We start from the raw sequence: 25,721 nt of genomic DNA on the forward strand, positions 1-25,721 counted from the left end.
GGTTCGTCGGGAAATGGGAAATCCGAATAGGAGTCGACAACAAACCCTGGTTCATCCCACCACCCTCGATCGACCCCGGACAGCAACCCAGGCCGGCGAACACCACCTTCAAAACCTGAGAAGAACCTCAGGCACAACAGAACACGGCCAGGCTCCGCATCGGACATCAAACCCCGATACGGAGCCCACAGGCCGTGTCGCATCCACGACTCACGACGATTTGGCCGGGCGCAAGACCGATCTGCCCAACAACTCACAAACCTGCAGGGCCAGAGCAAGATCCAACTTGTCTCGGCCGGCAGCAACTGGATCGCCGAGCGCCTTGTTGATGCGATACTTCACCGTATTCCGGTGCAGATTCATGTGATTGGCAGTGTGCAGATGACTCTCACCATGTGCAAAGTACACACTCAACGTCGTCCGCAAGGATGCAGCAGAGGGCGTATCTTCCGCCAACGGGCCAAGCACCTCCCAGACCCATGACTTCGTCGAATCGATGTTCTCGGACAGAAGTGAGACCACAGCGACGCCGCGGTCTCCGAAGCTCACCACAGGTCGCTGCGGTGTATCCGGGACGGCAGCAACCGAATAGGCGGCGGTTGCCTGTTCGTGGGACCGTTTGAAACCGTCGACCCCTGACCCCGGCAGTCCGATTGCCACCCGCGCCCCGCCGTCCAACGGCACTGCCGCCGCGAGAACCTCCGGATCCGGCGCAGGCACCCGGCGACCGAACGGCAGCCACGCCCACACCGTGCGCCGATCGATGGCGGTGATGATCGGCGGCTTGTCCGCTCCCGCCGCTGCGCCGAGATCACGTACGAGTCGGTCCAGCGTATTGATGCCCATGACGTCGGCATCCCACGTCGACCAGACCACCAGGGCGACGTGGTTCTGACCGAGGCGGTACCCGGTCTCCGCTTCGAAAGCAGCGGTATCTGCGTTGGCGCCGGACAGGAGGGCGTGGATTGCGGCCGAATGGAGGTTTCCCTGCGCTGCCATCCATCGACTGCGTTCCCGCTCGTACGCGTCGAAGACGTAGAGCGTGATCCAGTCGATGTAGCTGTAGACCACGTCCGAAGTGTGTTTCAGGACAGCCAAAGTGAGTCGCGCCGGAATATCCAGTGTGCTGATCTCGTCGTGACAGATCCGCATCAGATCGCCTTGGCCCATGTGATAGGCCCGGACAAGGGAGTTGGACGGGACATCCCGCTGCGCCAGACGCAGAGCGTATTCCACTGCAGCAGTGGTGGGTTGGAGATGATCGATCGGAATGTCGTTGGCCAATACGTGGATGATCGTCGTGATGTTTCCCTGCACGCTGGCCTCGAGCATTTCGAGCAATTTGGCGTCTGCATCCAATTGGTCGATTTCGTGAGCCATCATGAAGGCCATCTCACGCGCGATGTCGGCGCTGCGCTCGTCGAGTCGTCGTGCCAACTCGGCAACCACCGCAAGCACTTCCGGCTCCGCGGCTGCAGGCACTCGGGCGAGGCGCCGCATCGCACCGGCGCCTCGCTCCTTGTGCGATGGACTACTCACAGAACTTCCGCACCCTTTCGTCGCAGGTACTTCAGAGCCGATTCGGCTGCGTTGTACCCGCACATTCCATGTGCTCCGGCACCCGGCGGGGTCGAGGCCGAGCACAAGTAAGTGCCCGCGATCCCCGTGCTGTACGGATCGACTGCGACGCGCGGACGCAAGACAACCTGCAGTTCGGTGTTGGCACCTCCGATGATGTCGCCGCCTACCTGATTCGGATTGTCTTGTGCCAGGTCAGCTGTACCACTGCTCGATGTCGCGACGATCTGATCCCGGAATCCTGGCGCAAACCTCTCGATCTGACGGATGATCGCCTCCGTAGCGTCGCCGGCGTAACCGTGAGGCACGTGCGCATAGGCATACAGCGGATGAATGTTCCCGGCAGATCGGGTGGGATCAGCCAGGTATTGCTGACCTAGGAGCACGAACGGCCGGTCCGGCATACGGCCTGAATTCGTCTCACGCTCAGCGGCCACGATTTCGTCGAAACCACCTGCCAGATGCACAGTTCCGGCCCGACCACAGTCCGGATTGGTCCACGGCACATGACCTTCGATCGCAAAATCGACCTTGAATGCTCCGGGAGCCTGCTTGAACTTTCGATAGGCCCTCGCCACTCGGCCAGGGAGTCGATCGCCCAGAATTTCGAGCGCACCCCCCGGATTGACATCCAGCAGAACAACATCGGCGTCCGGAATCTCGGAGACCGAACGAACCCGAACGCTGGTGTCGATCTTGCCGCCGTGATCGAGGAGCATCGCAGCCATCGCGTCGGTGATCGACCGCGAACCTCCCTCGGCAACCGGCCAACCGTAGCGGTGACCAGCAGCAGTGATCATCAATCCCACCGCCGAGGTGGCCGGACGGTTGAGTGGATAGAAGGCGTGTGCGGCAACCCCGCCGAACAGCGCCTTCCCCTTGTCCGTCTTCCACAGTTTGGCGGTCACCGTTGCCGGAAGCAGCGCTCGCGGACCGAAAGCTGCGAGCCGCAGCGGATGGTGCGGAACATTGACGATCGGGCGCATCAGATCGGACGCCAGCGCATCGAACCCAGTCGACAAGTCACCGAACATGCGTTGCCATCGAGGCCCGTCAGCGCCGAGTCCCGCAGCCGTCTGCTCCAGCGAGCGGTACAGAACCCCGGCGTCCCCGTTGTCGAGCGGATGCGCGCAGTCCGCCTCTGCCCATCTCCAGATCAGCCCGTATCGCTCGAGGTCCAGCTTGGACAGGTACGGCGAGCCGATACCCATCGGGTGAAACGCCGAGCAGTGATCATGGATCAACCCCGGCACGTCGATCGGACCGGAGCGGGTGCCTCCGCCGATCTGGTCGGCAGCCTCGAGCACCTGCACGTCCACACCGCTACGTGCGAGGTGTACCGCGGCAGCGAGCCCATTGGGCCCGCTGCCGACGACTACGGCCTTTGTCACTTACTCACCTCTTGCTCGCTACCGCTGACCCTCGTACGCATCTTCGGTTCGGAGACAACCTGCGGATCCGTTGCCGCGTGGTCGGCCCGTACGTCCAGTGTCCACTGAACGTCGAACGGAATGGGCCCGTTCGGCAACCACGGCTGTTCGGCGACTGCGTCGGCGACCTTGAAAGTACCTCGTTCGATGACACCGAGAGCGGCATCGATCACCTGGTACTCCTGCGTTCCCTTGTGGATGGGCTGCGATTCGATCCAGGTCACCAGGAACTCACCGGGTGCGAAATTGCAGCGACGCTGAATGGCTGCGATCAACTTCGCGTCGTGCAGGTGCCCGTCACCGAAGTTGAAGGCGACGATGGAGTTGCACATGAACTCTGCTTCCCGCAGTGAGTACGTGTTGATGTCGTCGCCGAGGTGCCTGATCATCAGAGAGAACAGCGCACGCCCCTGGCTGTGCATGGAACGCCAGCCCAACAGCTGATGCAGAACGACATCGGACACATCTTCGGGGTACATCGTCATCAACTGATTGCGCGTATCCGGCGACGGACGCTTGATGAACTGGTCGATCTTGGCTTCAGCGCCCGGCGCGAATGCCCACGTCGCGGATGCCCAGTTGCCGGCGTACTGACGCATCGACGGCAGGAAGGACACCAGATCGGGTCGAAGGTTTCCGAGAATGGGGAAGAAGGCAAGGGCTGCAACAATTCCCGCGGTAATCCACGGTGAGGACATGGCGCCGAGTCCGTAGCCGTCCCATGCCGGGAATCCCAGGAACAGGAAGACCGAGGCGTAGGCGAACAGAAGATTCCATTCGAGTGGGACGGCAAGCGGGAAGGTCGACGCGATGAACAGATGGAATCCGACCATGAGGATCACGGCGAGGATCGTGAGTGTCTTGTTCGTCGAGAACAGCAGTATCAACGGGGTGACGATTTCGACCATCGTTCCGGCCACGTGTGCGACCCCGCCGCCCAGGTGTGAAGGCCGCAGATCCTCCGGGAAATTCCGGTAGTGGGCGCGCTTGATCTTCTTCGACGGGATCCACGGGGTATTGCTGAGCATCGGAGGAACCACCAGCGAGAAATGGCGACCGAACTTCGAGACACCGGCACCGATCCACACCATGACGATCAGCAGTTTGAGCGCCAGGATCATGTCGACGAACGGCAGGAATGTGAAGAAGAAGATCGCCGGCAGGTACTGCTCACTACGGGCAGCGATGAAGGGCACCTTGTCCCGCAACCCGAGAATCACCATGAGTACCAGGAAGGAGTACAAGACCGTCGGACGCACCAGTCCGGCATTGTCAGCGATTGCCGAATCGATTCCTGTGGTGTGAACACCGGGGAGAACAGCGGCAACAAGGAGATTGGCGACTGCGGCGGCATAGATGAAGACGTCGAACACCGTGCGGGTGTCACCCGAGGTGAGCGGCACTTTGCCCGGCCACGGTGGCAGACGAATGGTGCCGGGGCGGAGCCAGTAGAGAACTCCACCGGTCATCGGCTTGAAGTGGCCGGCGAGCGGTCCCCAGGATCCTGCCAAGCCCAGCATCTCGAGCATCATCGTCCAGATGATGAGTTTCTGGTAGACGATCGGCTGGTTCCACCACGATCCGATGTCGAACCACGAGAGGCCGGAAGTCAAAGTGGCAACGGCTGTTCCAGCTGCCAGGTAGAGGAACAACAGTTTCATGATGTAGACGGTGTGGACCATCTTCGGCGTACCGAAGCCGTAATCCACCCAGTGCGTGGACATGTCACGCAGACGCTCGAGAAACGGCTTGTCCATGAACGTTGCCGGATCGACGGGAGGGAAGTTTCCTTCTTTGAATCCCATGATGTGCTCCTGAAATACGGAATGTGGGCATGACGGATCGACTCGACGGACGTCGTCGAGTTGTGCTGGTATTACGGGGAAGTGACTAGTGAGCGGGAGTTGCGCTCAAAGCTCGTCTCATTCCAGGTTTGTCGATCTTGCCCACCGGGTTTCGGGGAAGCGCATCGACGACGTAGATCGCCACTGGCACCTTTACTCGGGTGAGCAAGGCCGTGACATGTTCGAGCAGTTCGTCTTCGGTGACGGGTGCATCGGGGTAGGCGACAACATAGGCAACTGGCACCTCTCCGTAGACCTGGTGCGGAGCGCCGATGACGGCTGCCTCGAGCACGGAAGGATGTGTAGCGAGCGAATTTTCGATCTCCTTGGGGTAGATGTTCTCTCCCCCACGGATGATCATGTCCTTGATGCGATCGACCAGGGTCAGGTAGCCGTCCTCGTCGAGGACTCCGACGTCACCGGTATGCAACCAACCATCCTTGACGGTCTTCGCAGTCTCCTCCGGCTTACCCAGATAGCCACGCATCACGTTGCCACCCTTGATGACCACCTCTCCGGCAGTCCCGGCGGGCGCAAAGGTTCCGTCCTCGGCAAGAATGGCAATCTGCTGGCCAGGCAACGCCGGGCCGACCGTACCGAGTTTGCGCACGCCGTCCACAGGATTGCAGGCCGACGCACAGGTCCCCTCGGTGAGTCCGTAACCTTCCACGATCACGAAACCGAAACGCCGCTCAGCGCGTTCGAGGAGTTCCTTGCTGATCGGCGCCGCACCGCACACGGCAAACCTCAAGGACGACGTGTCGATCGAGGAGTCTTCCGGCTGTGAGGTCAGCATCGCGTAGATTGCCGGCACCGCCGAGAAATACGTGGGGCGAAGTCGCGCGACGTCGTCGAAGAATCTCGAAACCGAGAACTTCCCGGTGACACTCACCTGTCCGCCGACAAGTAAGGGCGTCAAGACGCTGACGCAGATCGCGTTGACATGGAACAGCGGCAGAATCAGCAGGCAGTGATCCGCGCCGGTAACACCGATGTTCTTGCCCATCGACGAAGCCATGAACTGCAGGTTGGCATGTGTGAGCATCACTCCCTTGGGCCGTCCGGTGGAGCCGCTGGTGTAGATGAGCAACGCCAGATCGTCTGCTGCAACATCGATTCCGGGTCGGGGATCGGTCGGCGGCACTGTCGCCAGATCCTCGACGGCCAACACTGCGCGGCCGCCCGAGGGTGCGTCGGCAGTGGCGGTGATGACCAACTCGGCCCCGGAGTCCGCGATCTGGTAGTCCGCTTCGTTCGCGGTGAACATCGGATTGATGGGTGTAGCCGCAGCACCGATGCGCCAGGCAGCCATGATCGCGATCAGCAACTCGACGCGATTGGGCAGCATGATCGCCACCACGTCACCGAGGCCGATTCCGAGTCCGGCCAATTGCGCGGCAACAGCTTCTGTGCGATCTGCGAACTCTTCATACGTGAGTTCGACGTGGTCGTCCCGCAAGCACGGCTTCTGCCCGTACTTCTCTGCAAGATCCCAAGCCAGATATCCGATGTTCGCCACGAGAGTCAGCACCTTTCATTCGTGTGTGACTCAAAACACTATCGGCGTCCTGCGGCCGAAGAAACGGTCCCAGGGGATCAACTTGTCCAGGTTCTTTGTTCCCTGAGCACAACACCGCACGAGCACAACACCGCACGTGCGGTGCACATCAGCTCGACGGCTGATGCAACACCTCGTGGGCGCGTCTGGTCACCACCTCGGAGATCCGGCGCAAGACAGGTGACGACAGTTTCCACTGCTGCCAGTACAGCGGAACGTCGTCCACGAAGTCCGGATCGAATCCGATCAGCACGCCGGAGCGATCGTCGTCGCCGCGCTGCAGGTCCGGTATCAATCCCCAGCCGTATCCCCGCCTGACGGCGTCCGCGAAGTCTGCCGATGAAGGAACAAGATGACGGGGCGGATCGGCGGGGTGGCCGACCTTTTGATCGAGGTAGCGGTCCTGCAGTAGATCCTTGCGATTGAACACAACCAGCGGCGCCTCCGAAAGGGATGCGGCCGTGACACCGTCTGCGAACCAACGACGGCAGAACTCCGCACTCGCCATCGGCCGATACCGCATGATGCCCAAACGGCTGGAGGTACACCCTTGAATCGGTGACGCAACAGAGGTGACGGCAGCCATGACCGAACCGTCGCGCAGTAGTTCGGTGGTGTGGTCTTGATCGTCGAGATGAAAATCGAAACCGACTTCGTGCGTGAACTCCGCGAGGGCCCCGAGAACCCAGGTGGACAGCGAATCGGCATTGACCGCGATCGAGACACGTGCAAACATCCCTGAACCATTTTCAAGGCCGAGCTCTCGCACGGTGTCACGCGACAAAGCGTCTATCTGACGTGCAAGACGCAGGACTTCTCTCCCTGAATCGGTGACCCGGATGGGTTTGGTGCGCTGCACCAGAATCCGGCCAACCGAGGTCTCGAGACCTTTGATTCGTTGGCTGACCGCCGAAGGCGTGATGTGTAACTTCCGCGCCGCCGCCTCGAAGGTTCCCTCGTCGACCGCGGCGTGCAATGCCCTCAGTTGCTCGAAATCCAACATAATCTGAAGCTACTCTGATGCATCCTAAGAATCATTAGCTGGACTGACTGAAATCCGAGCGGCAGGCTCGACGACATGCTCAGCACCAACGACCCTGCGTCGGCCCTCGTCGGTTTCGGGGTCGGACTGTCTTTGATCGTCGCAATCGGCGCCCAGAATGCGTTTGTTCTTCGTCAAGGCCTGACGCGATCGCACGTACTCCCGATCGTCGCAGTGTGCGCGTTGTCAGACGCAATTCTGATCCTCGCGGGCGTCAGCGGAATCGGGACCCTCCTCGAACACGCACCGTCGATGATCACGTTCGTTCGTATCGCCGGCGCCGTTTTCCTCCTCAGCTATTCGCTCTTCGCCGCCAAGCGGGCACTTCACCCCCAGACGTTGGCGCCGGATCGACATGGCAACGGGTCGAGGCTTGCCGCCGTCACGATGGCATTGGCACTCACCTGGCTGAATCCACACGTCTATCTCGACACCGTTGTGCTGATGGGTTCCATCGCCAACGGTCGCGGCGAGATCGGACGGTGGTGGTTTGCGGCCGGTGCCATCACTGCAAGTGCAGTCTGGTTCAGCGCCCTCGGTTACGGCGCGCGTCTGCTGACACCACTTTTTGCAAAACCCAGCGCCTGGCGGGTTCTCGACGCTCTGATCGCCGTGATGATGACAGTTCTCGGAATCAGTCTGCTCACCGAATTGTGACCCGGCAATACAAGCACTTTCCGGTATCGGGATGGGTTACCGTCCAAGGTGAGGAAGGCTCAATTCACCTGTCGAGAGTTGTGACCATCAGGTAGGGCTGATCACGATGACCGAGGACGATGGCGGCACCGAACCGCGTGACTCCAACCGCGGACTGGGTTTGCTGTGTCTACTCGCTGCGGTCGCCGGCGTCGGGGTCGGATTTGTCGGCGGCGCGTTCCGTTGGTGTCTGATCAGGGCCGACGAACTTCGTCAGGCGATCGTGAACTGGGCGCATCACGTTCCGTACGTCGGGTGGCTCGTGCCGGTCCTCCTGGTGGCCCTGTGCACCGTACTTGCCGTACTGATCGTCAGACGAGTGCCCCTCGCAAAGGGAAGCGGCATCCAGCACGTCGAGGCGGTGTCCCGTGGTGAAGCGAAACCGCCGGGAATCAATCTCGTGCCCGCCAGATTCATCGGCGGCCTCTTGGCGATCGGCTCCGGTCTGGTTCTCGGCCGTGAAGGCCCCACCGTACACATGGGTGCGGCGATCGGAGCAGAAGCGGGACGGCGAGCCCGCCTCACCGAACCCGACGTCGCCATGCTGCAAACATCCACGGCCGGAGCAGGACTCGCTGTCGCATTCAACGCGCCGATCGCGGGAGCACTGTTCGTCTGCGAGGAGGTGACGCACTCGTTCCGGCTGCGCACCGTGCTGCCAACGCTTTTCGGTGTTTCAGTGGCGGTGGGCTGTGCACGGATCGTCATCGGTGATCAACCCGATTTCGAGGTCGGCACCGTGCCGACACCTCACCTTGCACTCTTGCCACTGTTCGTCGTCTTCGGAATCCTCACGGGGCTACTGGGTATTGCGTACAACCGCCTGATTCTAGGACTACTCGACATCGTGGCACGACTCGACAAGATCCCGCCGACTGTCATCGGCGCAACGATCGGCGCCGTCATCGGCCTGACGCTGTTCCTCGACCCGTTGGCCAGTGGGGGCGGCGACGTTCTTGCACAGATGATCGTCGGCGGAAGGACCTTCGTACTGCCGATCCTGCTGCTGTACTTGGTGGTTCGGTTCTTCACCGGCCCGCTCTCGTATGCCGCTGGAACTCCCGGCGGACTGTTCGCTCCCTTACTCGCTCTCGGCGCGCTCTGGGGGTCGATCTTCACCGGACTGTCGAGCTTCGTGCCCGGAGTGGACGCCGGGCTCACGGTCACCATGGCCACCGTCGGTATGGCTGCCTTCTTCGGCGCCGTAGTACGCGCACCGTTCACCGGCATCGTGATCGTGGTCGAAATGACCGCGGTGACGTCGACGCTGGTCCCGATGCTTGCGGCCACGGCCGCAGCGGTTTTCGTCACCGCCTTGGCAGGTTCGGCTCCCATCTACGACAGTCTCCGAGAACGGATGTTGGAGCCGCAACGCCCGCATACGGATTGATCCCCGCACACGGGTCATTGCAGCACGGGCGCGCTACGTGAATTTCAGAATTTGCAGATGACTTCCTCGGAGAACCTGCGTACCGCATCTTTCTTCGCTTCCAGGTCGCAGTCGAACCCGAGGTCGTACATGGCCCAAGGAATGACGATCGATTCCGTCACTCCGCTATCGGCCAGTTCCAAGGAGCCGTCGAGACCGAAGCGATCGGCGCAGACGGCCTGAATTTCGAACGGGGACTCGGCGCGCCCGTACTCGACCCGCAGGACGCCGATCCTCGCGATGAGAGCTTGCAGATCAGCGAAAGAGACTGTAGCCGAGGTCCAACCGTCACCCACGCGCGCTGCACGGCGCAATGCGGCCGCGGAATGTCCTCCGATGTAGATGGGGACGGGATCGATCGGCGCCGGGCTCATCTGCAGCCTGTCGAAGTCGAAGAACTTGCCGTGATGTTCGACCATACCGCCGCCTAGAACCAGTCGCAGTACCTCGAGCATCTCGTCGACTCGCGGGCCTCGATCCTTCGGGGAAGCGCCGCACCACTCGAATTCCTCTGGCGCCCAGCCCACACCGACCCCGAGACCGAAGCGGCCTCCTGTCAGATTCGCGACCGACCCCACCTGGCTTGCCAGCAGCAGAGGATTGCGTGAGCTGAGCTCGAGCACCTGCGGATAAAAGCGAATCTTCGACGTTCCGGGTCCCATGAAGGCCGCGGCAATCATGGGGTCTACAAATGGTGTCTTCGCGTCCCACATACGCACACCGTCAGCGGTATACGGATACCCGGTAGCGCCCCGCTCGGGAAAGAACAGTGAGTCGGGCATCGTGATCGAAGAAAAGCCGCATTCTTCGGCCACTTTCGCAAGTGCAACGAGTTGAGAGAGGGGAATCATCGCCACGGCGAGGCTGAACTTCATCGGAAGATCCCTCTGTTCAGTTGACCGGAGCGACTGAAGTGCCTCGATGAGCTCGACGACGGTTCGCACCGATCGGCCTGGGAGACAGTGGATCCTGAACAGTCACTTCTTGCGACGCTCAGTCATACGACAACTCCCCCGCAGTGCGGTCGAAGCATCAGCCACCCTCGGTTGGACAAGGACGTGTTCGAGGTTACAAAGCTCCCGCTACTTCGGCTCGGAAGCTTCCCGCCAGGCGGACACATACGAAGAACTTCGAGGTCCTGGTGACACCTGGCACCCCACTCCCCCTGATTTCGCACCGTGCAACCTGCGAATCGGCCTACTGATGCAAGGGAGTTCCGACGTAGTTCTCGGCGATCAGCGTTCGTCCGGCCACCGAACGCGTGACCATGTCCAACTCGGCCAACTGTCGGCGATGCCCGAAACCGCTGTCGTCTGGCAAGCGATGGAGCATCGACGACATCCACCACGAGAAGTGCTGCGTCCGCCACACACGCGGCAACACCGTTTCGGTGTACCCGTCCAGCATCTTTCGGTCGGACGAGGTGAAGAAACCGTCCATTGCCTTCGCCAGTGCGTAGACGTCGGCGATCGCGAGATTCATTCCCTTCGCGCCGGTCGGCGGCACGGTGTGCGCCGCATCCCCTGCAAGAAACAGGTTGCCGTGCTGCATCGGCTCACACACGAAGCTGCGGAACTGGAGGATCGACTTCTGAAAGATCTTGCCGTCCTTGATCTCCGCCCCCTCACCGTCGACGCGCATGTGCAGCTCGTCCCAGATTCGATCGTCGGACCAGTTGTCCACGGAGTCGTCCGGATCGACCTGAAGGTAATGACGCTGTACCTCGGGCGTCCGTGTGCTGATCAGCGCAAACCCGCGCTCATGGTTGGCATAGATCAGTTCTTCGGACGACGGCGGCGCCTCGGCCAGGATGCCGAACCACGCGAAGGGATACTGGCGGAAATGATCTGTTCGGATCGACGGTTCGGGAATCAGCTTTCGCGTTCCGGTGCGTGAACCGTCGCAACCGGCCACCAGGGCGCACTCGAGCTTCTGATCATTTCCGTCCGAGTCGACAAAAGTGATACTCGGGCGATCCGATTCGTGATCGTGTACTTGCGCGTCGGACACTCCGAATCGAATGTCCCCGCCGTCAGCGAGACGCCGCGCGATCAGATCCTTGAGCACCTCGTGTTGCGGATACACCGTGACTGCTCGCCCGTCGGTCAGTTCGTCGAACGCGATTCGGTGCCCTCGTCCACCGAATCGCAACTCGATTCCGTGATGTTCGAGGCCCTCTCGCTTCAGTCGATCACCGAGTCCGGTCTCGACCATGAGATCAACCGTGTTCTGTTCGAGCACGCCGGCACGAATGGTGCCTTCTACCTCTTCGCGGGTGCGGCATTCCAGGACAACCGAATCGATTCCCTTCAGATGCAACAGATGCGAGAGCATCAACCCGGCGGGACCACCACCGACGATTCCGACCTGGGTGCGTGAAGAAGACATACAGAGAGCTCCTGAGGTGAGTGACGATTGAGACCACCCTCGACCACGATCACTCCTCTGAACAGCTGCAATTTCACTCAGTGAAAGACCGAAACGAGCTATCGAAACCCACCGCTACCAAGCCCGCGTGATATTCCACGGGCGGCCGCGACCAACGCCGGCAGTAAAGGAGCCGGATCCTGCTCCACCGGAACAACTGTCGAGACCGCTGCCACGACACTGCCCCCGGCTTCGCGGACAGGAGCGGCGACGGCAAGGGTTCCGACGTTCAGATACTCGCGACAGACCACGAATCCGGCGCGCCTGATCTCGTCGAGAGTTGCTCGCAAAATCCGCTCGGAAGTAATGGTTTTGGGAGTGAACGACTCGAGGCCGGCGCGAAGGACATCGTCGAGAAGCTCGGTTCCGCCGTGCGCGAGGAGAATCAATCCACCGCTGGACGCGTGCAACGGCAATCTTCCGCCGGCACGGCCGACCACGGTGACGGCGCTACGCGAGGACAAGCGCTCGAGGTACAGAGCCTCGGTGCCCTCACGAACGACCAACTGCACGTTCTCTCGGGTGACCTCGTACAGGTCTTCGAGGAACGGCAACGCCACCTGCCGTAGGCCGTGAGCGCCGGGAGCGAGAGCGCCGATCTCCCACAACCGGACTCCGACCTGGTACTTGCCGTCACTCCGACGCTCGAGTGCGCCCTCAGCCACCAACTGCCCACACAGTCTATGGACGGTGGGCAGAGGCAAACCGCTGCGACGACTGATCTCCGACTGCGTCAACCGCGGCGATTTCGCGTCGAAGGCACCGAGCACGATAAATGCCCGGCCGATCAACGAACGCTCGCCTGATGCCATTCACACAGTGTGACTGACATCAGGCGAAACGTGTTCAGGCGGTGCGGAGCTACGCGGAGTGCGCCAATTCCGGTTCGCGTTCGGTCACCGGCGGCGTGGCCTCGATCTTCATCGGCTCCTGCGCGTAGTGGAAGTGCGGACGACGGTGACCGATGAACGAACCGAACCACGACATCACAGCGACATACCGGTTGCGGAAGCCCACCAGATACATCACGTGCACGGCCAGCCACATGAACCAGGCGATCGTGCCCTTGAACTCGACCTTGCGGACGCGACACACAGCGCTGAATCGGCTGATGATCGACATGCTGCCCTTGTCGAAGTATTTGAAAGGCGTTCCGGCCTTGACCTTTCCGTTCACAGTCTTCGCTGCGTGACGGCCACCCTGCATTGCAACGGGCGACTGACCCGGCAGACCGTTCAGCGAAGTCATGTCGCCGATGGCAAAGACGTTGGCGAACCCGCCGACGGTCAAGTCCGGATTGATGAGCAGACGACCTGCACGGTCACTCTCACAACCGGTCGCCTCGCCGAGCACTGCTGCGAAGTCGTTGGCGCGAACACCGGCCGACCAGATGACGGTCTCGGCGTCGATGCGCTTCTCTTCCTTGGTCTTTGCCGAAGAGACGGTGACACCGTGCTCGTCGATGGCGGTGACCATGGTGTTGAGAACAACCTCGACACCCGACTTCTCGAGCGAGGCCTGTGTGTACTCACTGAGCTTGCCGCCGAAGGCCGGAAGCGCAACGCCCGCGCCCTCGACCATGGTGACCGTGACCTCGTCGGCGCTGATGTTGTTGATGGACTTGGCGAAGTAGCGACGCGCCAGTTCCTTGATCTGTCCGGCGAGCTCGACGCCGGTCGCGCCTGCACCGACGACAACGAAGCTGAGCAGGTTGCGGCGAACCAGCGCGTCGTTGGTGGTGTGAGCCTCTTCGAAGCAACGCAGGATCTGCTTACGCAGGACCTCGGCATCCTCGACGGTCTTGAGCTTGTAGGTGACCTTTTCGAACTCGTCATGACCGAAGTACGCCTGGGTGGCACCGGTGGCTGCGATGAGCGAGCGGTATCCGAGAGTGTGGCGGGTGCCCGAAGCCTCGTAGACGACGGTGTTCTCTTCGGCGTTGACCTCGACGACGCGACCGAGACGCACGTCGGCGTTGGGGTACTTCTGCAGGATCGTGCGGATGGGCGGAGCAACTTCGCCGGCCGACAGAACACCCGTCGCCACCTGGTAGAGCAGCGGCTGGAAGAGGTGCTCGGTGGTGGCGGAGATGAGGACGAACGGCGTCTTGGACTTCGCGAGGGTCTTGGCCGCGGCGAGGGCTCCGAATCCCGAACCGACGATGACTACCTGAGTCTGCTCGTGTCCAGTCGCGTCGATGTCAGCGCGACCCGCAGCTGTTCTATCCACAACAAATCTCCTCAACCAAATTGAAAGTATGACTATTACGGTATGGACTGATCATGGGTCGGGTCCAGCTAGCTGGAGTATTCGCAAGACTGTTATCTCGATTGCTCATAAGTAAGCTGTCCTCATGGACTTCCGCCAACTCAAGTACTTCCTCGTCGTGAGCGAGGAACTGAGCTTCAGTCGCGCTGCCGAGCGCTGCTTCATCTCGCAGTCGGCGATCAGCCATCAAGTCGCCCGACTGGAGAAGGAGCTTGGCGCGACACTCTTCGAACGCTCGACCCGAGCCGTTCGCCTTGCCCCGGCAGGATCGCGACTCGTGCCCATCGCGCAGCAAGTCCTCAGCCTCGAAACGATGGCCTACTCCGTCGCACGCGACCCACGAGCCCGGATCCGGATCACCGGAAACATGAGCTTCGCCGCTCAGACGCTGGACGCCATCGCACACGTGCGCGAACTTCATCCGGACCTGGACGTCGAGTTCGTCATCAAGAGTTTTGCCCACCGCATGGACGCCGTGGCCTCCGGTGACGCCGACATCGCGCTGATTCGCGGCGGCGTCGACCGCCCCGGACTCGAACCCTTGGACCTCGGCGTCGAAGATCTGCTGGTCGTCATGTCGAGCCGGCACCCCCTGGCCGGCCAACAAAGCGTCGACCTCAATGATCTGGCCGCATACCCCCTGCTCCTGCCGCCGCGCCAAAGCCAGGTGCTCATTCACAAGGTGGTCGAGGACGCGTTCCGCGAGATAGATCGACGCGTCCAACTGGGCCCTGCAATTCCGAGCGATCACACAGCCACGCTGGACGTGATCACCAACCCGCGCGCCTGGACCCTCCTGTATTCGATCACCGCAGGCGAATCTCCACGCGCCGGCATCAGCTTCATGCGAGAATCGCACGGCCGCTTGCGAATTCCCGTCTCGGGGGTGACCCGCAGCGGCGCCACCCACTCGACCGAGTTCGCCGATCTGATCCAAGCACTCAAGGACGCCATGAATCCGTCTTTCACTGAGTGAAAGTGCGATGGCGATCGACTCCCCTCACGGAGCAACGTGGTGCACAACCATGTGATGCGGCGCGCGGTTGCATCCCTTTACCGAGGAGCGGCCATGACGCGTTTGCTGAGCGAACCTGTGTGGGAATCGAAGATCTTCGACGGCGAATGGGTTCGCGGTAGCGCCGACGATCGTATTGTCGTCGAGCCGGCCACCGGCAAGCAGTTGACGACGGTCGGCATGGCAACACCAGACGACGTGGCAGCCGCTGCAACAAAAGCTACTGCCGCTCAGAAGGATTGGGCAGCAAGGCCGTACACCGAACGAGCCGCCGTTCTACGCCGCGCCGGTCAACTGTTCGAGCGGTACGCCGACGAAATCGGCGAATGGGTAATCCGCGAGGCCGGCAGCATTCCCGCCAAAGCCGGACTGGAAACCCACACCGCTGCCGAAGAGTGCTACAACGCAGCAGCTTTGGCCGCACACCCCGTCGGCGAGGTGCTGCGCTCGGAGCAACCGCGGCTGAGCTTCTCTCGTCGCGTCCCCGTCGGCACCGTCGGCGTCATCGCACCGTTCAACTTCCCGATCATTCTGTCGATCCGTGCAGTCGCTCCCGCACTGGCACTGGGCAATTCGGTGATCCTCAAGCCTGATCCGCGCACGGCGATCTGTGGCGGTGTGGTTCTTGCCCGCATCTTCGAAGAAGCCGGTCTGCCTGCCGGAGTGTTCGGCATGCTGCCGGGTGGCGCTGACGCCGGTGAGGCAATCGTGGTTCATCCGAGCGTTCGCGTCATCGCATTCACCGGGTCGACCCGGGCAGGACGCGCAGTCGGTGAACTGGCGGGCCGCCATCTCAAACGAGCACACCTCGAACTCGGGGGAAACAACGCACTGATCGTCATGGACGACGTCGACCTCGAAAAGGCCGCATCTGTAGGCGCTTTCGGATCCTTCATGCACCAGGGGCAGATCTGCATGACCACCGGCCGCCAGCTCGTCCACGAAAGCATCGCCGCCGATTACACCGCACTCCTTGCCGAACGCGCCGACAAGCTTCCGGTAGGCGACCCGTTCACCGGTCAGGTCGCACTCGGACCCATCATCGACGCCAAACAACGCGACCACATCCACTCCCTGGTCACCGGAAGCATCGCGGCCGGAGCAAAACTGGCAGCCGGTGGCACCTACGAGGATCTCTTCTACCGACCCACCGTGCTGGCCGACACCCCACTGACCGCCCCGGCCTTCGCCGACGAAGTCTTCGGGCCAGTCGCACCGGTCACCTCCTTCGCCACCGTCGAACAGGCCGTCGCCATAGCCAACGATTCCGAGTACGGACTGTCACTGGGCATTCTGACCTCCGACGCCATGCGCGGACTCGAACTCGCTCAACAGATCCCCACCGGCCTCGTACACATCAACGATCAGACCGTCGGCGACGAAGCAGTCATCCCGTTCGGCGGCATGGCGTCTTCGGGTAACGGTGGCCGTGTCGGCGGTATCGGCGCAAACCTCGACGCCTTCACCGAAACGCAGTGGGTGACTGCGCAGAGCGCACTCCCGGTCTACCCCTTCTAGTCCGAAACACGCCGAGTTGGTCCTGAATACACCGAGCTGGCCCCAGGGGCTCACTGACCAGCATTGACGGGATCGATCTCGCGGACTTACCATCCAGAGAAAATTACTTCGCCACATTAAGCATTTTCTCTTGTAATTCCCGAGAAGGACCCACTTGACGAATTCAGTGACGACCGACAGCGCTGCGCAGCCAACGGTCCACGACACCCCGGATGTATCCGTCGTAATATCGCCGCGCCGCGAGGCCGTCATCATCGGGGCGCTCAGCCTGGCCGCGATGATCGTCTCGATGATGCAGACGCTGCCCGTCCCGATTTTGGGGCGTATTCAGTCCGACCTGGGCGCATCGTCGGCTGGCATCAGTTGGGTGACGACGGCGACGTTGCTGTCGGCCGCCGTTTTCACTCCCCTGTTGGGCCGCTACGGCGATCAGCACGGCAAGAAGCGCACGCTGGTCGGCGTTCTGGTCGTCATGGTCATCGGTTCGATCGTCGCCGCACTGGCACACAATCTGCCACTTCTCATCCTCGGACGCGTCCTCCAGGGGACCGCCACCGCCATCTTCCCGCTGGCTCTGTCGGTCCTGCGCGAAGAGGTCCGCCCACACAAGCTTCCCGGCGCGATGGCATTGGTCAGCGGAACTCTCGCATTCGGCAGCGGGCTCGCCCTCGTAGCCACCGGACTTCTCACATCGGCTCCGGATGCCGACTACCGCAACGCCTTCTGGATGGCCACCGGGTTCGCGTTGCTTGCCCTCGTCGCCGTCATCACGCTGGTTCCGGCAACCAAGCACAAGAGCGGCGGGCGCGTCGACGTCATCGGCGCGCTGAGCCTGGGCGCTGCACTCCTTCTGCTCCTGTTGTCGATTTCACAAGGCCACCAATGGGGTTGGTTCTCACCCGTGACCATCGGTGTTTTCCTGGGCTCGATCGTGATGTTCGCAGTCTGGGTCTGGATCGAGAAGATCGTCGACGAACCACTGGTCGACATGCGAATGTTCGTCCACCGGCCCGTGATGATGGCGAATCTGGCGGGGGTCATGCTGGGCTTCGGAATGTTCGCCAACTTCCTGGGCATCTCCTATCTCGTGCAGCTTCCCCACGCCCTCACGGGATACGGATTCGACGCCAGCATTCTGCGTGCGTCGGTGGAATTCCTGCTGCCGGGTGCGATTGCCTCGCTGATCGCAGCACCGATCGGTGGGTGGCTCATCAGAGTGCGTGGGCCACGCTTCGTCCTGGGACTCACCGCCATCTGTGGTGCGGTGCCGTTCGCCTGGCTCGCGTACGACCACACGCACACCGCGTCGGTCATCGGGGCCGGCATCGTGATCGGCGCCGCCGTGAGCCTGGGCTACGCGGCCATGCCCGCGATCATCATGTCGAGCGTTCCGCGACACCAGAGTGGAATAGCCAACGGCATCAACTCGATCTCCCGTTCCACCGGCAGCGCCATGGGCAGTGCAGTGGTGACTACGATTCTCGCCTCGATGACCATCGCGAACCTGCCAGAGGGCGTATCCGCTCTACCCAGCGAATCCGCCTTCACCGTCACCTTCGTGACCGCCGCCGTGGCCTTCGCCCTCGTCGGTTTGGTCGGGTGCCTGGGTCTGGCCCCGGCACGTTCCCCAGCCTCCGCGCAGCAACCTCCCGCTGCGTGAGATCGGAAGTACCGCATAGGGTTAAGCGCACTGTAGCCTGCGCAGATGGCAGGTGAGACGCTCTACGTGATCGACCGGATAGTCACGAATCCCGGATGTGGGCAGAAGTTTGTCGACGAATTTCGCGCCGGCTACCTGCCGAATGCCAGTCGCCGCAACCTGACTCTCGACAACATACTTGTCAGCCCGCCGCTGTGGTCCGCGGACGAGTCCAACATCGTCACGATCACGTGGACCGTCGAAGGGACCGCCGGTTGGTGGGCGATGACTCGTTCGAGCCGCGGTGACACCACTCTTCGGCGATGGTGGGACGCAATGGATCCGCTCATTGCGGAACGAGGCCGCACCATGGCTGCCGCTGCCCACGACGTCGAGGGACTGGCCGATGTATAACGCCACAAGGGTGGTTTTTGCCGCCGACAGCACAGGCTCGGACGGCTGGGCCGATGCGGTGAACACCATTGAAGCGATGGCGGAATCGTCGGGCGCAGCACGTCATCTCGTCACCGCCACACTGCCCGGCGTCATCAACGGCGGAGATCTGATCATGCACCTCCAGTTCGAGGACGAAGCGGCGTGGCAGGCCGCTCGCGGTGCCGTTGACGCCGGACTTCACCATGACGCCGTCGAGCACTTTCACTGCGCCGAGTACGTTTCGGGCACCGAGGGTCGCTCGCACGCCACCGGCCCGAACGGGGTGTACCGAGCGCTGCTGATTCGCGTTGCACCCCATACCCCCGAGGGCGCAATCGAACGCTTCGAAAATGACTTGCTGAAGATGCCCGGGCATATCTCGTCAATCGCCGCCTGGCGGCTCAGTCGAGTGAGCGCGGCGACCGGCGCACCATCTGCATGTGACGAAGCACCGTGGACCCATGTGTGGGAGCAGGAGTTCACAGATCTCGCGTCACTGCAGACCCAATACCTCGACCATCCGATCCATTGGGGCGTCGTTGATCGATGGTTCGACCCTGAATGCACCGAAGTCATTGTTCGGGACAGAATCTGTCATACCTTCGGCGAATTGAGCGAAGAAATCCTATCGAGTGACGGCTGACGCCTCGCGGATCATCGCCCAAACTTTCTGTCGCGCCGGTTCCGTGAGCGACAACGACGGAATAGTGAGGAAACCGTGAAACAGCCCGTCGAAGCGATGATGCTGCACTGGGACGCCGGCCGAGGCAAGCAGTTTCGCGTACTCGTCGCCGGACGAGCACGGCGGATCCAGCTCGGCTGTCACGACAACGGCGGCTGGAAGATCGGCGAACGACTCTGCCCGAGTTGGTATCACCCGCACGTCGTCTCGGCGCTCGGGCGCATACTGGTCCCAGTACCACTTCATGGCCGTGGTCGTGTTGTAGTGGTCGGTGCCGTAGAGACGGTAGGACTCGGTGTCGAAATCGTCGTCGATCACGGGATAGATGAGAACTTGCGCCGCAACCTCCGGACCTCCACGATCGCGGGCGGCGATGGCAACTGTCGCAGCAAGATTGCCGCCGGCGCTGTCGCCGGCAAGCACGATCTTGCTCGGGTCTGCGCCGTACTCTGCCGCGTGCTTCGCTGCCCATTCCACTGCGGCAAAGACGTCGTCGTGTGCTGCCGGTGCGGAATGTTCAGGGGCCAGACGATAATCGACGGAGACCACAACGGCGCCGACGCCTTGCGCCATGGAACGGCAGAATTCGTCATGGCTGTCGAGGTCGCAGAACACGAAGCCTCCGCCGTGAGCGAAGACGACCAGCGGAATTGCGTCGGACGAAGTGTGCGGACGGTAGACGCGGATCGACAGATCTCCCCCAGGGCCGTCGATTGCGAGATCTTCGACCGACCGCATATCGGGAAGCCGCTCCAGCGGGGCTCGTCGATTCCGAAGCAGAGCACGTAACTTCGACGGCTCGTAGCTGGTGACGTCCGGGAATGCGGCGTTGAGCGTGGCCAGCATTGTGACGACTTCCGCGTGAATTGTCATGGGCACTCCTGATCTCGGACGTCGGGCATTCGCCAAGGTAGATCGCCCACGGCCGGGTGAGAACACACCTTCCCGATCAGTGGTCTGTTTTGCAGCGAGAGTCGTGAGGAACGAGAAGGGAGACCACACGTCGTTGTGCGGTCTCCCTTTTCGATTCGTTCAGCCGATCAGGCGTCAGCCCCTTGGCCGAGCATCTACCTTGTCGTCATCGTCGTCGCGCTCGCCGGTTGCGAGCTGGACGCCGGATTTCTCGATGCTGCCGTCAGCACCTGACTTCTCGAGGTCTATCGGTGCGTCACCGGTCGCAACCTCTTCGGCCTCAGGCTCTTCCGGTAGCGGCTTCTTGAGACTCAGGATGATCGAGCCTGCCAACACCACGATGATCACCGCGAGGCTGACCAGTGAGGGAATCTCGGGGATCGACGTGCTGATCACCTTGTGGCTGGCCTGCATGATCAGCTTCACGCCGATGAAGGCGAGGATGATCGACAGACCCTTGGACAGGTAGTGGAACTTCTCGAGCAGGCCCGAGAGCAGGAAGTACAGGGCACGCAGACCCAAGATCGCAAACGCGTTGCTGGAGTAGACGATGAATGGATCGTCACTCACTGCCAGCACTGCCGGGACGCTGTCGACTGCGAACACGAGGTCGGCAGCTTCGATGGCGACGACGACGGCGAACAGTGGTGTTGCGACGCGCTTTCCGGCTTCCTTGACGAAGAACTTGGTTCCTGCGTATTCCTCACGGACCGGCATGATCTTGCGCAGCAAGCGAACCGCCAGCGAGGTTCCCGGATCGAAGTTCTCGTCGTCGTCCTTGAGCAGCTTGTAGGCGCTGTAGAGCAGGATGGCGGCGAAGACGAACAGCACGGCCGTGAACTTGCTGACCACGGCAACGCCGGCGGCGAGGAAGATACCGCGGAAGATCAGGGCGCCGATGACACCGAAGAACAACACGCGGTGCTGGTATTCACGGGGCACCTTGAAGTAACCGAAGATCAGGGCGAACACGAAGAGGTTGTCGACGGAGAGGCTCTTCTCCAACAGCCAGGCCGTGGTGAATTCGACGCCCGAGTTCACCCCCAAGGTCAGGGTGACGACCACCGCGAATACGAGAGACAAACCGACCCAGAGTGCACTCCACCAGGCCGCTTCCTTGAAGCCGATGACGTGCGCGCCGCGGTGGGCGAGCAGGTCGATGAGCAACATGACGACGATGACTGCGGCGAACGCGGCCCACGCCCACATGGGAACGTTCATCGCTGACCACCTACCCGAATGGCACTGATGACTGCGGTCACGGGGAGCTCCTTCACTGGGTTCGGACGGCCGTCTCGCCGTCTTCTCCAGTGTTCCTTGCCGACTTCTATCCATCCCGGTCGAAATATCGACGACTTTCACACCTGAAGTTGCCGAGACCATGCAATCTGAGGGTGTTGCGTCCGAAACCGCCGCTGGACGGCATCTTGTTCTAGCCTGGCAGGCATGAGCACCTCGTTGTACTACTCCGCCGTCCGCACCACACCGCTGACCGACGACGAGAAGGCCGAAGTCGACCGACTCATCGCCGTCCACAACGACGAATTTCCGTTCGACTACGAGGTCCTGGACCTCTATCCGTCGGATATCCCCAACACTCTGCTCAACGGTTCGACAAAGATCTCGAGCGACCCGACCGAGGTAATCCCTTCGCTCGTCTACTGGTTCAACGCTCTGACCGAACTCCGGCGAGCGGTTCCCGACGCAGACTGGGACGTTTCACTCGACGACACCCCCGCCGATTGGGATGACAGCTCCGGCTATTCGCTCCCCGGACTCGTCGACATGCAGTAGCGAGTCACGGGTTCGCCAGGAGGGCGGCTCCGTAGCTCTCCAGCGCGATGAGCGCCAACTCTGTTGGCAGCCGACGCTGGTCCACGCTGCGGCCTAACAGCTTTTCGGCCTGATCGAGTCGATACCGCACGGTGTTCTTGTGCAGACCGAGCGCCACGGCGGTAGCGGCTGCAGTGCAATTGTTCTCGTAATAGACCCGAACGGTGTCACGGATACGCGTCGTGACACCGTCCGCGCCGGCGAGGCCTTTCAATTCCCGAGCCACCAACGCACGCAGTTCGTCCAGATCTTCGGTGAGCAGACAGGGAACCTGAACATCTTCGTAGACGGTGACCCCCGGCGAACGCGTCGAACGGACCGCGATGCGCTGCGCGGCGAGAGCCTCGCGGTGACTGCGCGCGAATCCTTCCATTCCGTAACCGCTGGCCCCCACCGCGACACGAAGATCCGAATTCCGAGCACGATCGAGCGCCGCCCACTCATGGTCGTCGAAATGCGCGACCCACGACCACACCTCGCGCGCCCCCGAAGGCAGCGTCAGCACGCGCTCGGCGTTCGACTCGTCCACAAAGGAACGCGCATACGAGTCCAATCGGGCCAATACGTCGGCGGCCGGATCGGTGTCGTCCGTCCAGAGAACAAACGCAGTGTGGTGGCGCCGCATCGGGTAGTCGAGAATCTGCGACACCTCATCGGAGTGAAGTGCTTCGCCTGCGACAATCGCGTGCACCGTCTCGGACCGACGCGCAAAAGCGCCGCGCGCCAAGCTCTCACGCTCCTTCGCATACGTTGCCACCAACAATTCGGTGGTCACTTCCAGCCATCTCATCGCCGAACCCCACACTCGGACCAGAAGTGCGCGCTTGAGTTCCGGACCGATCGGGAGTGCTTCTATCGACTCGTCGACGAAGCCCAGCATCGCGAGGCGTCCGGCACCGTAGATCTTGAGCAGGACTCGAAGATCCATACCGCGCCTGGCAACGGTGAGTGCAAGCGCAACCGACTCCGGCGGCGGCGTGACCTCCTGGGAACCGCCCGCGATCGCGGCCACGATGACTCGAAGCTGCGCCGCAGTGCTCGCATCCACATCGCGTCGTAGCTCCCGGTCAGCCGCCACTTCAGGATTGGCCACCGCAATGGCGTCGTCGATGCGTTGAACGAAACCGTCGATCACCTCCGGCTGGAGATAGATGGGTGCGAGATTTGCAATCCAGCCGTCCAACTCCGATGTGTCCATAGCGCCTCCCCGACTTGTCACCCTGATTGTGACTTAGTCACAAATCTATCGTCTCACTTCGGCCAAGAAGCCCTAGCAACCCGGTTTCGACTGGTCCACAATCACATCTCACTGCAGATTAATCTCACTGCAACCAACCCCTGTCTTTGGAGACGCTGGAGTAAATGAACAAACCTTTCGACGGTCAGGTAGTGGTCATCACCGGCGGCGCCCGGGGCATCGGATACGCCACCGCGAAGCGGCTCATCAGCCTGGGTGCGACGGTCGCGATCGGCGACATCGACGAAGCCACTCTCGCGCAAGCAGCCAAGGATTTGGGCATCCGCACGTTCGGGCGCCTCGACGTCACCGACCCCGCCTCGTTCTTCGACTTCCTCGACACCGTCGAAGGTGAACTCGGCCCGATCGACGTGCTGGTCAACAATGCGGGCATCATGCCGGTCGGACGGATCGTCGACGAGGACGACTCCGTGACCAGACGCATCATCGAGATCGACGTCCTCGGCGTGATCACGGGAACCAAGCTCGCACTACGGCGGATGCTTCCGCGCGGACGTGGACACGTCATCAACATCGCTTCGCTTGCAGGCGAACTCCCGTGCCCCGGTTTGTCGACGTACTGCGGCGCCAAGCATGCGGTGTTGGGCTTCACCGATTCTGTCCGCAAGGAAGTTCGTGGCACCGGAGTTCACATCTCGTCTGTGCTGCCGACGCTCACCAACACCCAACTCACCTCGGGCACTTCGGGAATGAAGGGATTCCGAGAGGTTCAGCCGGAGGAAATCGCCGAAGCCATCGTCGGCTTGATCACCAAACCGCGCCCACGCGTACGCATTACGCGGGTGTCCGGGCTGCTCGTGCAGGCACAGGGCTTCTTCCCCCGGCGGCCGTACGAGGCATTGAGCCGACTGTTCGGCGTCGAGACGCAGTTTCTCGGCGACGTCGACACCGCGGCACGTGCTGCCTACGAAGAACGCGCCCGCGCAAGCTGATCAGGTCAGCTCGGTGGCCGGCCAGTCGAGCAGCTTCGCACCCAGTACGGCAGCGTGGAGCGCGAAGCTGTCGTTGGGATCGTTGACGTTCTGACCGGTGAGTTCACGAATACGGTCCAACCGGTACGTCACGGCGCGGACGGACAAATGCAGGTCTCGGGCGGTCTTAGCCGTATTGCCGCCGGCGGAAAAGTACGCGAGCAGTGTGTCGATCATCGGTCCAGCGCCACCACGCGCCTCGAGCAGCGGTGTGAGAAGGGTGTGGATCAGGTCGGTGACCGCCGGTCTGTCATTGACCAGAACCCGGTAGACCAGCAGGTCACGAGCATCGATGATCGGTGCGGTCAACGACAGGCGCTGCGCCAGGTCCAGTGCGTCCAGCGCCTCCCGGTACGACGCCACCACGCCCGAAGCGGTGGTTCGAGGGCGCCCGACAGCGATCTGCCACGTGCCGTCCAAAGGACGCCGCTGCAACTGCACTCGCCCGTCGTCATCGGTCCCCGGCCCGAGAGCCGAACGAATCCCTGCCAGCACGTGGTCGACGGCATCGCGATCCGGCGCCGCGAAAACGACCACCAGTTTGCCGCTCTTGCTGGCGACCAACGCATCGGCGTCACCCTTGCTACCCAGAACGGCACGTTCGACGGCGCGCACCAAAGGGTTGTCGTCGGTGAACTCACGGGCGGCGGTCACTACCGCCACGGCATGCGGACCACTGAGGTGGAGACCGAATCCTGAAGCGCGATCCAACAATCCGACGACGTCAGCGCCGCCGGTCAACAAGTCGTCGACGAACTCGCGGCGTGCCGATACCTGCGAGCGGACCAGAGAACGCCTGGCCAACTGAAACCCTTCGGCCAGTTCGGCGACGGCATCGTCGACGGCACGCAGCATCACTTCGCCGGCCGCGACGACGGCATTCGGATCCGATTGTGCCGCAATAACAGCAGGCAGTTCACGCCACAGACGCCAGGCCGAGGAGAGATACAGATCGAGCAGGGCTCGCAGGGCCACACCTTGCTGCGCTGCTTCTTCCCCGCGAGCGCGGAAGCGGTGCAGCTGGCGACGCTGCAGCGGTTTCCCTTCACAGACAGCATCGCTGAGCACGTCGAGGAAATCACCCAGCAGTTCGACGGGCAGGCCACCGGCGTCATCGGCCCCCGCCGCGGCAACCCGGCGTATGGCGTCGTCAGGTACCCCGGTTCGGCTCACCCTCGCATTCTCT

General features: G+C 61.9%; 22 protein-coding genes. 9 read left to right on the forward strand and 13 right to left on the reverse strand.

Translation table 11 applies throughout. The features are described from left to right. Positions 1 to 210 precede the first annotated feature (210 nt). The 5 genes from RWT78_RS05750 to RWT78_RS05770 form a co-directional block, all read right to left on the reverse strand. Positions 211 to 1,500 (reverse strand): CdaR family transcriptional regulator, encoded by a 1,290-nt coding sequence (locus RWT78_RS05750; RefSeq protein ID WP_054187007.1) that lies wholly within the window; start codon positions 1,498 to 1,500, stop codon positions 211 to 213. A 35-nt stretch (positions 1,501 to 1,535) separates the two neighbouring features. Beyond that, the gene (locus RWT78_RS05755; protein WP_314674567.1) at positions 1,536 to 2,969 is read right to left on the reverse strand and encodes an NAD(P)/FAD-dependent oxidoreductase; all 1,434 of its coding nucleotides are present in this window, start codon (positions 2,967 to 2,969) and stop codon (positions 1,536 to 1,538) included. After that, on the reverse strand, positions 2,966 to 4,813 hold the full coding sequence (locus tag RWT78_RS05760; RefSeq protein WP_314674569.1) for a DUF3556 domain-containing protein: 1,848 nt from the start codon (positions 4,811 to 4,813) through the stop codon (positions 2,966 to 2,968). Before RWT78_RS05760 ends, RWT78_RS05755 begins: the two co-directional genes overlap by 4 nt. Positions 4,814 to 4,898: 85 nt before the next feature. Continuing rightward, positions 4,899 to 6,371 (reverse strand): class I adenylate-forming enzyme family protein, encoded by a 1,473-nt coding sequence (locus RWT78_RS05765; RefSeq protein WP_003942992.1) that lies wholly within the window; start codon positions 6,369 to 6,371, stop codon positions 4,899 to 4,901. A gap of 148 nt (positions 6,372 to 6,519) precedes the next feature. Beyond that, positions 6,520 to 7,413, reverse strand: coding sequence for a LysR family transcriptional regulator ArgP (locus tag RWT78_RS05770; RefSeq protein WP_314674572.1), 894 nt, complete (start codon positions 7,411 to 7,413; stop codon positions 6,520 to 6,522). Positions 7,414 to 7,488: 75 nt separating this feature from the next. On the opposite strand from RWT78_RS05770, the gene RWT78_RS05775 reads away from it, so the two are divergent. Together RWT78_RS05775 and RWT78_RS05780 are read left to right on the forward strand one after the other, a co-directional pair. Then, the gene (locus tag RWT78_RS05775) at positions 7,489 to 8,109 is read left to right on the forward strand and encodes a LysE/ArgO family amino acid transporter (RefSeq protein ID WP_314674574.1); all 621 of its coding nucleotides are present in this window, start codon (positions 7,489 to 7,491) and stop codon (positions 8,107 to 8,109) included. A 106-nt stretch (positions 8,110 to 8,215) separates the two neighbouring features. Continuing rightward, positions 8,216 to 9,538, forward strand: a complete 1,323-nt coding sequence (locus tag RWT78_RS05780; protein WP_314674575.1) for a ClC family H(+)/Cl(-) exchange transporter — start codon at positions 8,216 to 8,218, stop codon at positions 9,536 to 9,538. Between the two features lie 44 nt (positions 9,539 to 9,582). On the opposite strand, the gene RWT78_RS05785 is transcribed toward RWT78_RS05780, so the two are convergent. From RWT78_RS05785 to RWT78_RS05800, 4 genes are all read right to left on the reverse strand, one after another. Further along, entirely contained in the window at positions 9,583 to 10,452 is an 870-nt protein-coding gene (locus tag RWT78_RS05785) for a TIGR03619 family F420-dependent LLM class oxidoreductase (protein ID WP_204855279.1), read from the reverse strand. 322 nt (positions 10,453 to 10,774) lie between these two features. After that, on the reverse strand, positions 10,775 to 11,965 hold the full coding sequence (locus tag RWT78_RS05790) for a 4-hydroxybenzoate 3-monooxygenase (protein ID WP_218695686.1): 1,191 nt from the start codon (positions 11,963 to 11,965) through the stop codon (positions 10,775 to 10,777). A gap of 98 nt (positions 11,966 to 12,063) precedes the next feature. After that, a complete protein-coding gene (locus tag RWT78_RS05795; protein ID WP_003943227.1) occupies positions 12,064 to 12,816 on the reverse strand; it encodes an IclR family transcriptional regulator in 753 nt (250 codons plus the stop codon). Positions 12,817 to 12,865: 49 nt separating this feature from the next. Beyond that, entirely contained in the window at positions 12,866 to 14,233 is a 1,368-nt protein-coding gene (locus tag RWT78_RS05800; protein ID WP_003942969.1) for an NAD(P)/FAD-dependent oxidoreductase, read from the reverse strand. 124 nt (positions 14,234 to 14,357) lie between these two features. On the opposite strand from RWT78_RS05800, the gene RWT78_RS05805 reads away from it, so the two are divergent. From RWT78_RS05805 to RWT78_RS05825, 5 genes are all read left to right on the forward strand, one after another. After that, positions 14,358 to 15,248 (forward strand): LysR family transcriptional regulator, encoded by an 891-nt coding sequence (locus RWT78_RS05805; RefSeq protein WP_003943104.1) that lies wholly within the window; start codon positions 14,358 to 14,360, stop codon positions 15,246 to 15,248. 93 nt (positions 15,249 to 15,341) lie between these two features. Then, on the forward strand, positions 15,342 to 16,805 hold the full coding sequence (locus RWT78_RS05810; protein WP_314674581.1) for a benzaldehyde dehydrogenase: 1,464 nt from the start codon (positions 15,342 to 15,344) through the stop codon (positions 16,803 to 16,805). A 154-nt stretch (positions 16,806 to 16,959) separates the two neighbouring features. After that, complete coding sequence (locus tag RWT78_RS05815) at positions 16,960 to 18,465, forward strand: MFS transporter (protein ID WP_232508965.1); 1,506 nt, start codon at positions 16,960 to 16,962, stop codon at positions 18,463 to 18,465. 45 nt (positions 18,466 to 18,510) lie between these two features. After that, positions 18,511 to 18,858: a hypothetical protein gene (locus tag RWT78_RS05820; protein ID WP_314674585.1), complete on the forward strand. Its 348-nt coding sequence runs from the start codon at positions 18,511 to 18,513 to the stop codon at positions 18,856 to 18,858. After that, on the forward strand, positions 18,851 to 19,522 hold the full coding sequence (locus RWT78_RS05825; RefSeq protein WP_037130539.1) for a Dabb family protein: 672 nt from the start codon (positions 18,851 to 18,853) through the stop codon (positions 19,520 to 19,522). The genes RWT78_RS05820 and RWT78_RS05825 overlap by 8 nt, the downstream gene beginning before the upstream one ends. Here RWT78_RS05825 and RWT78_RS05830 read toward each other — a convergent pair. Both RWT78_RS05830 and RWT78_RS05835 read right to left on the reverse strand, forming a co-directional pair. After that, a complete protein-coding gene (locus RWT78_RS05830; RefSeq protein WP_037130536.1) occupies positions 19,505 to 20,434 on the reverse strand; it encodes an alpha/beta hydrolase in 930 nt (309 codons plus the stop codon). The genes RWT78_RS05825 and RWT78_RS05830 overlap by 18 nt on opposite strands. A gap of 174 nt (positions 20,435 to 20,608) precedes the next feature. Further along, positions 20,609 to 21,694 (reverse strand): TerC family protein, encoded by a 1,086-nt coding sequence (locus RWT78_RS05835; RefSeq protein ID WP_003942925.1) that lies wholly within the window; start codon positions 21,692 to 21,694, stop codon positions 20,609 to 20,611. A gap of 225 nt (positions 21,695 to 21,919) precedes the next feature. Here RWT78_RS05835 and RWT78_RS05840 point away from each other — a divergent pair, with 225 nt between their 5' ends. Beyond that, complete coding sequence (locus RWT78_RS05840; protein ID WP_054825100.1) at positions 21,920 to 22,267, forward strand: hypothetical protein; 348 nt, start codon at positions 21,920 to 21,922, stop codon at positions 22,265 to 22,267. A 4-nt stretch (positions 22,268 to 22,271) separates the two neighbouring features. Here the strand turns inward: RWT78_RS05840 and RWT78_RS05845 are convergent, their stop codons facing one another. Next, entirely contained in the window at positions 22,272 to 23,504 is a 1,233-nt protein-coding gene (locus tag RWT78_RS05845) for a CdaR family transcriptional regulator (protein WP_276116821.1), read from the reverse strand. A gap of 164 nt (positions 23,505 to 23,668) precedes the next feature. On the opposite strand from RWT78_RS05845, the gene RWT78_RS05850 reads away from it, so the two are divergent. Next, entirely contained in the window at positions 23,669 to 24,496 is an 828-nt protein-coding gene (locus tag RWT78_RS05850) for an SDR family oxidoreductase (RefSeq protein WP_314674594.1), read from the forward strand. On the opposite strand, the gene RWT78_RS05855 is transcribed toward RWT78_RS05850, so the two are convergent. Next, on the reverse strand, positions 24,497 to 25,708 hold the full coding sequence (locus RWT78_RS05855; protein ID WP_007730515.1) for a CdaR family transcriptional regulator: 1,212 nt from the start codon (positions 25,706 to 25,708) through the stop codon (positions 24,497 to 24,499). Positions 25,709 to 25,721: the final 13 nt, after the last annotated feature.

Source organism: uncultured Rhodococcus sp., from assembly GCF_963525155.1.
Taxonomy (GTDB): Bacteria; Actinomycetota; Actinomycetes; order Mycobacteriales; family Mycobacteriaceae; genus Rhodococcus_F; species Rhodococcus_F qingshengii.

Excerpts from the sequence above, each read along its gene's own strand:
- RWT78_RS05750 (WP_054187007.1), bottom strand. The coding sequence starts at position 1,500 with ATGCGGCGCCTCGCCCGAGTGCCTGCAGCCGCGGAGCCGGAAGTGCTT.
- RWT78_RS05760 (WP_314674569.1), bottom strand. The coding sequence starts at position 4,813 with ATGGGATTCAAAGAAGGAAACTTCCCTCCCGTCGATCCGGCAACGTTC.
- RWT78_RS05770 (WP_314674572.1), bottom strand. The coding sequence starts at position 7,413 with ATGTTGGATTTCGAGCAACTGAGGGCATTGCACGCCGCGGTCGACGAG.
- RWT78_RS05775 (WP_314674574.1), top strand. The coding sequence starts at position 7,489 with ATGCTCAGCACCAACGACCCTGCGTCGGCCCTCGTCGGTTTCGGGGTC.
- RWT78_RS05780 (WP_314674575.1), top strand. The coding sequence starts at position 8,216 with ATGACCGAGGACGATGGCGGCACCGAACCGCGTGACTCCAACCGCGGA.
- RWT78_RS05785 (WP_204855279.1), bottom strand. The coding sequence starts at position 10,452 with ATGAAGTTCAGCCTCGCCGTGGCGATGATTCCCCTCTCTCAACTCGTT.
- RWT78_RS05790 (WP_218695686.1), bottom strand. The coding sequence starts at position 11,965 with ATGTCTTCTTCACGCACCCAGGTCGGAATCGTCGGTGGTGGTCCCGCC.
- RWT78_RS05795 (WP_003943227.1), bottom strand. The coding sequence starts at position 12,816 with ATGGCATCAGGCGAGCGTTCGTTGATCGGCCGGGCATTTATCGTGCTC.
- RWT78_RS05805 (WP_003943104.1), top strand. The coding sequence starts at position 14,358 with ATGGACTTCCGCCAACTCAAGTACTTCCTCGTCGTGAGCGAGGAACTG.
- RWT78_RS05810 (WP_314674581.1), top strand. The coding sequence starts at position 15,342 with ATGACGCGTTTGCTGAGCGAACCTGTGTGGGAATCGAAGATCTTCGAC.
- RWT78_RS05820 (WP_314674585.1), top strand. The coding sequence starts at position 18,511 with ATGGCAGGTGAGACGCTCTACGTGATCGACCGGATAGTCACGAATCCC.
- RWT78_RS05825 (WP_037130539.1), top strand. The coding sequence starts at position 18,851 with ATGTATAACGCCACAAGGGTGGTTTTTGCCGCCGACAGCACAGGCTCG.
- RWT78_RS05830 (WP_037130536.1), bottom strand. The coding sequence starts at position 20,434 with ATGACAATTCACGCGGAAGTCGTCACAATGCTGGCCACGCTCAACGCC.
- RWT78_RS05835 (WP_003942925.1), bottom strand. The coding sequence starts at position 21,694 with ATGAACGTTCCCATGTGGGCGTGGGCCGCGTTCGCCGCAGTCATCGTC.
- RWT78_RS05840 (WP_054825100.1), top strand. The coding sequence starts at position 21,920 with ATGAGCACCTCGTTGTACTACTCCGCCGTCCGCACCACACCGCTGACC.
- RWT78_RS05845 (WP_276116821.1), bottom strand. The coding sequence starts at position 23,504 with ATGGACACATCGGAGTTGGACGGCTGGATTGCAAATCTCGCACCCATC.
- RWT78_RS05850 (WP_314674594.1), top strand. The coding sequence starts at position 23,669 with ATGAACAAACCTTTCGACGGTCAGGTAGTGGTCATCACCGGCGGCGCC.